Origin of the sequence: Herbaspirillum sp. VT-16-41 (assembly GCF_001994935.1) — a bacterium.
Lineage (GTDB): Bacteria > Pseudomonadota > Gammaproteobacteria > Burkholderiales > Burkholderiaceae_D > Herbaspirillum > Herbaspirillum frisingense.
Genome location: NZ_MUXB01000079.1, coordinates 161,862 through 173,928, shown reverse-complemented (window position 1 = coordinate 173,928; position 12,067 = coordinate 161,862). Strand labels below are relative to the sequence as shown.

The window sequence follows — 12,067 nt, the reverse complement described above, 5'->3', positions numbered from 1 at the left end:
GGGTCCGGTGGCGCGCTGGATCAGTCGCCCAGGCTCTGGAAGACGCGACTCAGTTCGACGTCATTGCTCACTCCCAGCTTCTTCATCGCCGCCACCTTCTGGTTGCTGATGGTCTTGGGGCTGCGGTGAAGTCGTTCGGCGATTGCGGTGATGGACATGCCCTGGCAGATCATGCGCGCCACCACCAGCTCGCGCTCGGACAGCTGGCCCAGGCCGCTTTGGCGCGGGTTGACGCTGAACAGGCTGCCCAGCAGGGCCGACGACAGGGACTGCGGCAGGTAGACCTGGCCTCCCTGCACGCTGTAGATGGCCTGTGGCAGGTTGACGAAATCACTGCGATTCTTGCCGATGAATCCGGCGGCGCCCAGCTCCAGGGCGCTGGAGATGATCTGCGGCTGGGCATGGGCGCTGAGGAAGATCACCTTCATTTCCGGATGGTGGCGGCGCAGCCGCTTGAGCAGGTCCAGGCCGTCGGCGTGCGGGTCGTCGTCGAAAGCGTAGTCGCACAGCAGTACATCGACCGGTGTCTGCGCCAGCGCTGCCATGAGCTGGGCGATGCTCTCGGCGGAAAAGTGCAGTGCGATGTCCGTGCAGGGCGCCAGGATCGCCTCTATCCCGCGCAGAACCACCGGAAAATCATCGGCAATGCCGACCCGTATCGTTACCCCTTTAGTCGTCACGGCAACACCCCCTTTCCGAAACTGGCTTCATCGTCGATGCTTGTGTGGCGTGACCGCCTACCGGCCTCCTGACGTGATTCAACCTGGCAAAAAAATCCGGCAGCGCCATCGGCCTGGCAAAGTAATATCCCTGGAAGCGTCTCACCCCGATGCCGCGCAGGCCCTGCCACTGCGCCAGGGTCTCGACACCTTCGGCGGTGACGGAGGCACCGAATACCGCGGCCAGTGCCACGATCTTTTCGATCAGGCGACTGTACATGGAATTTCCGTGCATGGCAGCAACAAATGAACGGTCGAGCTTGAGGCAACTGATGCGGCCGCAGGCCAGTTGGTGCAGGCGAGCGTCACCGACGCCGAAATCATCGAGCGCTATGGCGATATCGGCATGCTCGCACTGGGCGAACAGGCGGCGGCAATGCACCGGCCCGAGATCGCCGCCGCGTTCGGGCATCTCGATCATCAAGCGTAGCTGCCCCTCCTGCAAGTCTTGCAACAGGGCCTGACATTGCGCCACCAGGGTATCGTCGTGCAATTGCTGGCCACAAGCGTTGAAGGAGAGAAAGAAGGGCTGCAACAGACGCACCTGCGCCCGCTTCCAGCCGATGCTGAGCTGTCTGAGCATCTGCCGCGTGGCCGCCGCCAACAGTCCCTCCTCCTCCAGCCTGAGCAAAAAACTGCCCGGCGGCAGCATCCCGGCTTGCGGATGCTGCCATCGCATCAGGATCTCGGCACCCTGCCATTGGCCATCGGTACCGACGATGGCTTGCAGGAAGGGCAGGAACTGCCGTCGACGCAGCGCCTGCAACAGCTGCGCGCGCGTCATCGCGGGCATCCTGTCACTCCTGGTGCTGTGATAAGTGAGGCCAAGCATAAGAACTCCGTTCAGGGGTGGGAGGGCGGTGTCAGCGCAACTTCGTGTTCGCTGAGGCGGCCGTCGTCATTGATGGTCTGGTACCGCAGGTACGGTGCTTGCCAGGCGGCGGGCATCCCGGTCTGGGCATTTCCATCCTGCTGCAACACATAGCGCTGCTGGCCATAGGGTGGGACCATCTGGTCGGGCGCCAGACGTGGGGAGAACCCATGTGCGCCATCGCCAAGCTGCAAGGCGGCGAAGGAGACGAAGTAGGGGCTGTCGTTGCGGCATACCAGCATCCATGCGCCTTCTTCCCCGGAGTCGCGTTCCAGATGGAAGTGCAGTGCGCGGTGCCACTGCGGACCGGGGGCTGGCAGGCCAGGTGGGCGGTAAAACAGCTTGATCTGCGTGTTGATCCCCAGCAGTAGCCGTGATGCATCCTGCTGCGGGGCCTTGGCCGACAACAGCGCTATCTCATAGAGATTGAGCCAGAACACCGACTCGCGCCCGGCCGGCAGGGGATCGCCGGTGTACAACACCCGCACCTGGCTGACGGCGTGCGGCTGCAGTCGTTGTACCGCCGGCATGACGAACATCGAAGACAGCACCGTGTCCGGCGCCTGGCTGCCTTCCCCCTGATCGACCCAGCTCTGCAGCATCACCGGGTAATCGTTGGTATTGGCCAGGCGCAGGCTGATCTCGCCAACGCCCTGGCTGAAGATCAGACGCGTGCGTTCCGGCATGATCCCGGCCTCTCCGGTGCTGCATATTGTCAGGCTCAGCCACAGGAAGGCACAGCGCCACATGGACCACTGCCTCATTGCGTAGCTCCACTTGCCGCGGGCGGGCCGGCGTCGGCGGGGAGGAAGGCTTCGCGCCGGGGCGCGGCGATGCAAGCGGCATCCAGGCGCAGGAGGGCGGCCTTGAGATCCTGGCCGTGCAAGTCGTAACGGACCGCGCAGCGCTCCTGCTGGCCGTCCCCCCAGCGTACCAGCAGGTTGCCGCGCAACTGGGCGATGCGCAGATAGGCCTGGCTACCCTGCCCCACCATGCCCACCAGCTCGCCCTGCGGATCCAGCACATCGGCGCCCATGGGCAGAGGCTGACCATCGTCCCGCCGCAGCCGGATCAACAGGGCATGGCCGGAGCGGGTCCGGAAGTTCAGCTTCAGGGTGGCGCCGGCGTAGGGGATCACGGTGCGCTGGCTCTCAAGGATCTCGCTCTTGCTGCTCATCCCGGCGTCCGCCAGTTCCACGACATTGCGCTGGTAGGGTGACAAGGACGGCAGCAGCGCAAAGCCGTTGCTGTCGATCACCGCACCTTGACCGTTGAAGAGCCGGGCTCCCTCGGCCCCCTTGGCTTCGACCAGCGCAAAGGTATCTCCCAGATAGGGGCCAAAGGTGATGCCGCCACCATGCAAGGCCAGCGCGCCACGGGCATTGGCCGCAGCCTGCCAGTAGTCATGGCCACGCGCCAGGTTGAGATTGAGGTTGACCTTCGGCAGGCGCATGCCGACATTGCCATTGAGGCTGTCCTGTCCTCCGCCAGGTGCGTGGCTGGCACCCAGGCTGTAGCTGATGTGGCGCTCGCCCAGCACCATGGCGGAGAGCTGCGACTGGTACAAATCCTGTCCAGCCGCCTTGACCACCGAGCTGCTCAGGACCGGTCGATCACCGCCGGCTTGCCCCAATGGAATGGAAAGCGACAGCATGACCGAGGAACCTGGTCGACCCGCTTGCGGCAGGCGAGGGTCCAGGCCCGACTGTACACTGGAGGCGGCACTGACCTGCTGCCGCTGGAATGCCAGATTGATGCTCATGCCATTGCTCCACATGGTTGAATAACCGAACTGCAACTGGGTGATGCGGCTGCGGTTGTGATAGAAGGTCTGGGTCAGCCCGGAGAGGTAGAGTGACCCCACGCTGCCCAGTTGCTGACTGAGCGAGACGTCGAACCGCGAATGCTGCTGATAGCTGCTGGAATTGGCCAGCGCCCACTGGTTGCCGCGCCCGGCATGGCGTTCGCTGAGCACATCGGCCAGCTCACGGTAGCCGGCCGTCGAATAGCGATAGCTGGCAATGGAAAAATTGGTGCCGGTGGCCTCGAAGGCGTGCGAATACGACAAGCCCAGCATCCAGCCAGCGCGGGCCCCACGCCCGGTATCTGCGTGAGAATGATTCAGCGCCAGTCCGACCGACCCTGCCGGCCCTGCCAACGTAGTTCCGATCAGCACCGAACGGTAAGCCCGGGCCAGTCGCATCCCGACGTTGCCGGTCAAGGCATTGGTCAGACCACGTTGATAAAGCGCGTCCATGAACAGCGCCGGCGTGTCGGTATCACGCGTGCGCCCGGCGGTCAGGCTGTAGCGCGAGCGACCCGGGCGCATCGATTCCGGCAGTGCGGAAAATGGCACGCTGAAGCCGGAACGCGTGCCGTCAGCCTCGATCACGGTGACGTCGAGGTCGCCGTTGTAACTGGTCGGATACAGATCGTCAATGACAAAGCTGCCTGGCGCCACCGTGGTGCGATAGATCTCGCGTCCCTTCTGGCTGACGATGACCTGGGCGTTGCTGCGGGCACTGCCGCGAATGACCGGCGCGTAGCCGCGCTGCGAGTCAGGCAGCATGCGGTCATCCGAACTGAGTTCCAGACCCTGGTAGGCCAGACCGGAGAGCAGCTTTCCGGAAGTGAAGCTCTGGCCCACCGTCAGTTCGCTGGTCCAGCCCGGCAAGGCGCGCCTGGCGTAGGTGCGTACCGGATTCCAGGCCAGCCCGGCATGGTTGTCATAGCCCAGGCTGCCCTGCTGGCGCAGGCGCCACAGGCCGAGATTGACGCCGCTGTCGGTAAAGCCGTAGGTCGCGCTATGGCTGACCTGTGCCGTGCGAACGTAGTACTGGCTGATGCTGTAGTTGACGAAGCCGATACTTTCGCCGGCGTCGTAGTGTTCGGGGTCGACATAGCCCCGCGCCACGTGCTTGAGCTGTGCTTGTGGCAAGGTGAGGTTCAGGCGCAGATTGGCCAGATCGAACACCGCGTTTGCGCCTGGCGCAAGTTCTTCGAGGCGCGCACACTCGCGCTGCCCCAGTTGCGCCAGCAGATCCGGACGCAGGTTCAACATGGCAGCATCCTGCGCCTTGAAGCAGGCTGCGACGCCTTGCCCTTCGAACAAGTCGAAACGCAGCGACCGCCGGTGACTGAAACTGCCATTGACGAACACATCCACGCTGTAGGTGCCGGGCTCCACATTCCCTACCCGGTTGAAGCGCGACAGGCTACCCTTGTTGACAGGGGAGGCCATCTCCAGCGCCTCCAGGAAGCGATAGCTCTGCTCCGGTTGCCCTGCCACCGGCGGGGCCATGACCAACAGACTGGCGCCCAACGACAGCGCTGTCCAGCCGGCTCCCGCCCGTAGCGTTGATCTGCATGGTTTCACTACCGGTCTCGTCAGTGCAGTGGGTAGTCGCGCACGACTTCCGCCCCGAAATCATTGACGATGCGCAGTTGCATGCGCAGGTCCGAGCGGTCCACCGGCACACGTGTCAGCGGCCAGCGCAACTGCTGGAACGGACTGATCACCGTGGCCCGCGCCAGCGCTTGTTGCTGCTCTCCCTGCAGCAGCGTCGCCTGCTGCACCACGACGTGGTAGGCACTGGAATTATCGACAACGACGGTGGCAGCACTGCCCGTACTATCGATGGAAAATGCCAGGCCATCCGGCGCCCGCGCGGCATCGGCCTCGCTGGCCAGTGCCGTCGGTCGGTAGAACAGTTTCATGCGGCTGCGTACGGTGAGCACCAGCTGGTTTTCCCCGACGGAATCAGCCTTCAGGGCCGGCACCTGGAGAAAATTGAGGAAGAACAGGGACTCCCGATCCTGTGGCAACGCTGCACCCACATACGACAACCGCACCATCTGGCCCCCATGCGGCTCTACCCGAAACACCGGCGGAATCACCAGGAACGGCGAGGACAAGGCATGGGCATCGCCGCTGCGACCATCGTCGAGCCACACCTGGACCAGATTGGGGTGATCGTCCGGGTTACTGAAACGCAGCGCCTGTTCGCTGGCATCGGCCGGATAGATGATGCGCGTGCCAAGCATGGTCACGCTGGCCTGGGCGCTTGCGATGAATACCAACACAATGATGAGCCCTGCGAGCAAGCTTGCTTTTTTCATGTTCAAAACGGAAAAGGCACCGCGGCGGCGATCCAGCGGCGGCGAAGGTGAAGCGACAAAGCTGGCGCCGGCGCGCATTCAATCTGCGAGACGCGTGGATTGAATGTGCACCGGACCTGAAGGTAGCGAAGGAGATGATCAACAAGAGGCGACGCTGCAAGGCAGCCGCCCCGGAGGGCGGCCCGGCCCGCAGGTCAGAGGTAGTCCAGCGCGTACTGCACCGATCCGATGACCGAACCGGCTCCCGCCGAGCCAGCCTCTGAGATGTAGCGCACGGAGAAGGTATGCGACGCACTGGTGGCGCCCGTGGCGATCTCCAGGCCATCAACCGAGACGGCACTTCCGCCAACCAGCTTGATGGCTTCTCCGCCCATGCCGGCACGCAATTGCAGCGCCACGTTCTTGGCACTGCCGAGGTTGGGGATGTTGTTACCACCGGTGGCTGAACTGGCCAGGAACTGGGTCTTGATCTTCAGTGAATCCGAAGCCGATGCCGTACAACCGCTCACGCTGACCACGAAGGGGGTCTCACCGGCGGCGCTGCCAGCGGCCACCAGGTCGCCCGCAGCCACCGTGGGCAGCAGCACCACCGGATTGGTGGCGCCATCGACCATCACCTGGCAGGTCTTCTTGCTGACCTGGCCACGGAAGCTGATGGTATTGCCGGCCGCCAGCACCAGGGATGGCGAGACCAACATCAGGATTGCAAGATACTTTTTCATGTTTACCCCCAAAAGGATTCGGCCGACCGAAAGAAAATGCAGACGCCGACCGAAGCGCCCTGCACCGATCGCATCTTAGGCAAGAGCGGGCATCCAGAGGATCGGCGCACGCCCATCGACGGGCTGGCGAAGTCTGATTGCGGCATGGGCGAAATCCCATATGCTGCGCTAGGCATCGGCCCATGCGCATTGCGGGTCAGGCCCATTCACCGACGCAGCGCGGGGAGCGATGATGGTTGGGGTCTCCTTCCCACCCTTTCCCCTTTCCCCTTTCCCCTTTCCCCCTTCCCCACCCGCTCGCCCATGTCCCTCTTTCCTCACTATCCCCATCGCGCGCGCACGATGCAGCTTTTGCTGATGACGCTTTCCCTGTGGCTGCTACTGGCACCGACGGCAGAAGCAATCTGCAAGCGCAACAACCGCGCCGCCTATCCGTTCGCGCCGCTCAGTGACGGCGGCTCCGCCCAGTTCTGGTTCGGCCGCATCAATCTGGCCAGTACGGCGATCCAGCCACCAGGCAGCATACTGGGCAGCGCGGTGGCCAGCGCCGCTGAAGCGGCCGGCATCAACGGCGATACGCTGCTCTGGACCTGCGACCTGGCCGATGCCGACCAGATCTATGAAGTCTTTTCCACCAACGGTGATGACAGGGTCGGTGGCTATGCCGAAATAGGTATCAAGGATGGCCTCCATGGTTTCTATCGCACATGGTTTCCCGGGGTTGCGATCCGCCTCACGCATCTGCGCTCGGGCAAGATCCTTTCCCGCTATTACCAGTCCAGCAAGCTCGATACCTATGATGTCGATCAGGCCACCAGGAAGATCCTGATCCGCGCCCGTCACCTCAGTCCGATCAAGGCCGAGGTGGCGAGGGTATCGGACCTGACACCGGGCACCGGAACCAGCAACTGGTGCAGTGGCGCACCGGACAACACGCGCTGGGCAGCCGTCGCGTATGAGTGCACCCAGCCCAATGGCTACCTGATGCTGCGCGGTCCCGGCTATAACCGTGCCAGCGGCGACATGGATGACGATGGTGAAGACCATGCCTATCGCTACCTGTTCTTTGGCGCGGCCAATGGCATTGCATTCGGCATGCGCATGGGCGCAACACTGAGCGTGCTGCCCTCTTGCGTGGTCCAGAATGTGACACCGGAAGTGGTGTTCCCGCCGATCTCGGAAACCGAGCTCAATCTGGGGCAGACGCGCCAGGTGGAATTCACGCTCTCATTCCGCTGCGACGAGGGCATCGGCAGCAAGCCGCCTTTCGCCGCCGGCACGGATGACAACCAGACCGCCTTCGGCCTCCAGGTTTCACCGGGGGCGCTGGCGGCTGCCCGCTTGCTGGGCTACGTGAATCAGAGTCAGGGGGTACGCTATCTGCTTTCGGACAACTACGGCACCGACCCGTCGCTGGCCAAGGGAGTGGGGATAGGCCTGAGCGATGCAGACAATCAACAGGAGATGCAATTCCTGAGTTCATCGGTGACCGGCCAGTGGCTGTCGCAGTCCTTCCCGTCCGGCCGCAATGCCGGCTGGTATCGGCTGAGGGCAACCGAGGAACGATGTCCTCCCAGCCCGTCGTCGCCCGCTGCAGCCGTCGAACAATTTACGATCAACAAGCGCCTGACGGCGACCCTGCAAAAGCTGCCGGGGCAGACCGTCACACCGGGAAGAGTGTTCTCGACCGCCTATGTCATCGTAAAGGTGCAGTGAAGGTCTTGGTCCTAAGCGGCCTTCAGTCGCCCGGGCTGGCCATCATCGATGGGAAAATGCAGCAGCGCCGCGACGATTCCCACCACGAAGGTGGCCATCCACAGCAAGGAATACGATCCACTCAGCTCCAGCATCCAGCCTCCCAGCCAGGCGCCGAGGAAGGAACCGATCTGGTGGCTCAGGAAGCACACGCCGAACAAGCTGCCCATGTGGGTCGGACCGAACAGGCGTGCCACCAGCGCCGTGGTCAGCGGGACCGTGCCCAACCAGGTCAGCCCCATGACTGCGGCAAACAGGGTCACCGACAGACTGCTCTTGGGGGCGATGAAGAACAATCCGATCGCGGTGCTGCGCACCAGGTACAGCCAGCCCAGCACCTGCTGCGGACGATAGCGACCGCCCAGCCAGCCGCAGGTCCAGCTGCCGGCCATGTTGAACAGGCCGATCAGCGCCAGCGCCGTCGCCGCCAGGCCGGTGGGCATGTGGCACAGTTCCAGATAGCCCGGCAGGTGGGTGGCGATGAAGGCCAGCTGGAATCCACAGGCGAAGAATCCCAAGGTCAGCAACTGGAAGCCACGGTGCCGCAGTGACTGCACCATCACCCGCCGCAAACCGCCCTCCCGGCGCGGCATGACCGGCGTACTGATCGCTGGGGAGCGCAACACCAGCCCCAGCGGCGCCACCATCAGGACCAACGCGGCCAGCACCAGCAGCGCCAAGCTGATCCCCGAGGCTGCGCGCAAAGCCTGTACCAGCGGCAACATCAGCACCTGGCCCAGCGAGCCCCCGGCACTGACCAGCCCCATGGCGCTGCTGCGCCGTTCGGGCGGTACGCTGCGTCCCACCGCCGGTAGCACCACGCCGAAGCTGGTGCAACTGATACCCACGCCGATGAAGACCCCCATGCCCAAGACCAGCAAGGCGCCGTTGGGGGCGAGTGCCGTCAACGCCAGGCCGATGGCATAGCAGACCGCGCCGAATGCCACCACGGGCGCTGGGCCATGACGATCGGTCATGGCACCGGCCAGCGGCTGCGCCGCGCCCCATACCAGGTTGTGCAGGGCGATGGCGAAGGCGACCAGGGTCACCGGCAGGCCATGATCGTAGGACAAGGGACTGATGAACAGGCCGAAGGTCTGGCGCGATCCGAGCGCCATGCTCATGATGGCGGCACCGGCCAGCACGGCCCAGAGACGTTTGTGGCTCACAGAAGCATGGCTCATGGCAAGAGGCGATCCTGGATAGATGAATGATGCAATTTGACTCTGAAAATAGAGCGCATTCAAATGACTTCGGCACGACTACCCATTCCAAAATGGAATGCGAAATGATGGACACCGGATGCCCACGAGGATGCGCGACTATGCTTCAATAGCGCATCCGACCTGCTTCCCTTGCCGACCGCCATGACACTCCCTCTCGCCAAGCTGCCGCCGCTGGACCTGATCCGTGGCTTTGTCGCCGTGGGCCGCCGCATGAGCTTCACGCTGGCGGCACAAGACCTGTTCCTGACCCAGTCGGCGGTGAGCCGTCAGGTCCATCTGCTGGAAGAATTCATGGGAACCGCCCTGCTGCACCGCCACCACCGCGCAATCTCCTTCACGACCGCCGGTGAGCGGCTGTTCCGCAGCTGTGATGCGATGCTGCTGCAACTGCAGGACAGCATCGGCGAACTGCGTGCCGCCCAGGCAAGCCGTCCGGTGACCATCACCGCCAGCATCGGCATGACCGGGCTATGGCTGTTGCCGCGCCTGTCGCGACTGCAGCAGCAGGTGCCGGGAATAGACGTGCGGGTGGCGGCCAGTGACAGCGTGATCGACCTGCGCCACGAAGGCATTGATCTGGCCCTGCGCTACACCACGCGCGCCCAGACGCCGCCGGAAGCGATCCGCCTGTTCGGGGAATCGGTGGCACCGGTGGCGCACCCCCTGCTGCTCAAGCAAGGCAAGCTGCCGGCCGATACCACCCTGATCGAATTCGAACAAGCCAACCCGCGCCTGCGCTGGAAGGATTGGCTGGACCATGGCGAATGGAAGAAGAAGCACCGCATGCTGCGCTTCAACCAGTACGACATGGTGATCCAGGCGGCACTGGCCGGACAGGGCGTGGCGCTGGGCCGCATCGAACTGATCGGACCGCAACTGGCCAGCGGCCAGCTGGTGCTGCTGGGCGAAGCACGGGCGCAGGACGAGGATGGCTACGCCTACTGGATGATCCAGGCCACCCCTGCAGCCCGCCGCGAAGTACAGCAGGTCGCTGCCTGGATACGCAACGAGGCCGGGACCAGCCTCACGGGCTGAAGCTGGCTGGTTCCCTGCAGGCGGCCAATGCGTCGTCCAGCCGGTCGTTGCCCCAGAACATCTCCTTGCCGACGAAGAAGGTAGGCGCGCCGAAGATGCCTCGCGCACGGGCCAGCACGGTCTGCTCGCGCAGGCGGGCGCGATTGTCTGCGGACTGCGCCCCCTCCAGGAGGGACGCCACGGGCAGGTCCATCGCCGTCAAGACTTCAGCGACCGTCCCGGCGCTGTCGATGTCGCGGTCCTCGGCGAAGTTCAGATGCATCATCAGACGGCAAAAGCCACCCACCCAGTGCGTCCCGGATCCCGCCAGGGCGACCAGGGTGGGCAGCACCGCAGGACGCGGAAAGCGGCTGGGACGCCGCCACGGCAGGCCATACTTGCGACACTGGCGGGCCATGTCCTGCCAGGTGTACTCCCCCTTCTCCTTCTGCAACACGAAAGGAGACGTGCTCCAGCCCAGTTCGCGAAACACCGGCCCCAGCAGGAAGGGCCGCCACTGCACGGATACACCAGCCAGTTGCGCCGCCTGCTCGATGCGCAGCGTGCTCAGGTAACTGTAGTTGCTGCCGAAGTCGAACCAGTATTCGATCACGGGATGCGGCGCGCTCATGCATGCACCACCAGACAGCGGATTTCCAGGCTCTGACGCAAGGGGGCCCCGGGCCGGATGTCGGGCAGGTCGAAAGCGGTATGCGGGGTGAAGCGTGCCACCCCGCTGGTGCGCGAATCGAACTGCTTGAACACCAGCGCATGGTGACGATCCATCTGCGGGAAATAACACCAGCGATGCGCAGGGTTGTGGCGCATCAGATAGATTTCGCCGGTGCGCCGTGGATAGCGCACCTCGCCCCGCACCAGGTCCTCGCGTGCCACGCTGCGCGCGTCAACCACGGCCAACGGCGTGTCCTCAATCACGCCGCGCAGGCTGCGCCAGATGTTGATGATGGAAAAGTGCCGGGCAAAGGGAATCAGGTCCGAATCATGCAAGACCATGGACAGGCGCCGGCGCCCCGATACCTCGGTGTAATCGTTGTGGATGCGACCGTTGGCTGCCGGCGTGGCACCACGGGCGGCGCGCCCGAAATCCAGCGTCGCGCGTGCAGGGTCGCGCTCGCGCACCAGGTGATCGAAGACATAGGCATGGGTGCCACCGGTCACATCCAATGCCAGCTCCACTGCTTCGGCATAACAGGTAGCCTCGATCTCGTCGGCATCGGCCGGATTGCGCAAGGCCGTGGGGGCGTCACGCAATTCGAATCCATTGGTATCGATATCCAGTTCGCGCCAGGCGCTGGCATCGGCGATGAAGGTGTCGTGCACGGTGTAGTCGGCGCTCTCCCAGGGAACGCCAGGGGGCGGCGTATAGGCATAGCTGACCGGGTCACGGGCATGACTGGCGAGATAGCTCAGGCGCGCCAGCACGCCGCGCCTGGCATCAGCGTGACTCATGTCGGCGGGCAGGTGGGAGGTGGTCGTTTCCATGCTGGCTTCTGGTTCAAGAATGGCTGTTGGTAACGCCATTGAAGCAGTGCAGCAAAACCTGTTCAAACGACTAATTTTCTCTTTCGCATGCACAGAGGGAATACGATGGGTTACCACGATGGCCACCGACGCCCTTTT

11 protein-coding genes are annotated in these 12,067 nt (G+C 63.8%); 2 read left to right on the top strand and 9 right to left on the bottom strand.

Annotated features, from left to right (window positions below; translation table 11 throughout):
• Window positions 1-20: 20 nt before the first annotated feature.
• From BTM36_RS05715 to BTM36_RS05690, 6 genes are all read right to left on the bottom strand, one after another.
• Window positions 21-680, bottom strand: a complete 660-nt coding sequence (locus tag BTM36_RS05715; protein WP_077235529.1) for a response regulator transcription factor — start codon at window positions 678-680, stop codon at window positions 21-23.
• Window positions 670-1,512 (bottom strand): EAL domain-containing protein, encoded by an 843-nt coding sequence (locus BTM36_RS05710; RefSeq protein WP_139347084.1) that lies wholly within the window; start codon window positions 1,510-1,512, stop codon window positions 670-672. The genes BTM36_RS05715 and BTM36_RS05710 overlap by 11 nt, the downstream gene beginning before the upstream one ends.
• Window positions 1,513-1,562: 50 nt before the next feature.
• Window positions 1,563-2,276: a molecular chaperone gene (locus tag BTM36_RS05705; protein ID WP_254426939.1), complete on the bottom strand. Its 714-nt coding sequence runs from the start codon at window positions 2,274-2,276 to the stop codon at window positions 1,563-1,565.
• 74 nt (window positions 2,277-2,350) lie between these two features.
• Entirely contained in the window at window positions 2,351-4,966 is a 2,616-nt protein-coding gene (locus BTM36_RS05700) for a fimbria/pilus outer membrane usher protein (RefSeq protein ID WP_077235526.1), read from the bottom strand.
• 11 nt (window positions 4,967-4,977) lie between these two features.
• Window positions 4,978-5,787: a molecular chaperone gene (locus BTM36_RS05695; protein ID WP_254426938.1), complete on the bottom strand. Its 810-nt coding sequence runs from the start codon at window positions 5,785-5,787 to the stop codon at window positions 4,978-4,980.
• Between the two features lie 116 nt (window positions 5,788-5,903).
• On the bottom strand, window positions 5,904-6,431 hold the full coding sequence (locus BTM36_RS05690) for a fimbrial protein (protein WP_254426937.1): 528 nt from the start codon (window positions 6,429-6,431) through the stop codon (window positions 5,904-5,906).
• Between the two features lie 36 nt (window positions 6,432-6,467).
• Between BTM36_RS05690 and BTM36_RS05685 the strand changes: the two genes are divergently transcribed.
• Window positions 6,468-8,147 carry a fimbrial protein gene (locus BTM36_RS05685; RefSeq protein ID WP_254426936.1) on the top strand — a complete coding sequence of 560 codons (1,680 nt, stop codon included), beginning with the start codon at window positions 6,468-6,470 and terminating at the stop codon, window positions 8,145-8,147.
• 11 nt (window positions 8,148-8,158) lie between these two features.
• Here the strand turns inward: BTM36_RS05685 and BTM36_RS05680 are convergent, their stop codons facing one another.
• Window positions 8,159-9,370, bottom strand: coding sequence for an MFS transporter (locus tag BTM36_RS05680; RefSeq protein ID WP_077235523.1), 1,212 nt, complete (start codon window positions 9,368-9,370; stop codon window positions 8,159-8,161).
• A 183-nt stretch (window positions 9,371-9,553) separates the two neighbouring features.
• On the opposite strand from BTM36_RS05680, the gene BTM36_RS05675 reads away from it, so the two are divergent.
• Window positions 9,554-10,447, top strand: coding sequence for a LysR substrate-binding domain-containing protein (locus tag BTM36_RS05675; RefSeq protein ID WP_077235522.1), 894 nt, complete (start codon window positions 9,554-9,556; stop codon window positions 10,445-10,447).
• Here BTM36_RS05675 and BTM36_RS05670 read toward each other — a convergent pair.
• Both BTM36_RS05670 and BTM36_RS05665 read right to left on the bottom strand, forming a co-directional pair.
• Window positions 10,437-11,057 (bottom strand): 2-hydroxychromene-2-carboxylate isomerase, encoded by a 621-nt coding sequence (locus BTM36_RS05670; protein ID WP_077235521.1) that lies wholly within the window; start codon window positions 11,055-11,057, stop codon window positions 10,437-10,439. The genes BTM36_RS05675 and BTM36_RS05670 overlap by 11 nt on opposite strands.
• On the bottom strand, window positions 11,054-11,929 hold the full coding sequence (locus BTM36_RS05665; protein WP_077235520.1) for a CmcJ/NvfI family oxidoreductase: 876 nt from the start codon (window positions 11,927-11,929) through the stop codon (window positions 11,054-11,056). Before BTM36_RS05665 ends, BTM36_RS05670 begins: the two co-directional genes overlap by 4 nt.
• Window positions 11,930-12,067: the final 138 nt, after the last annotated feature.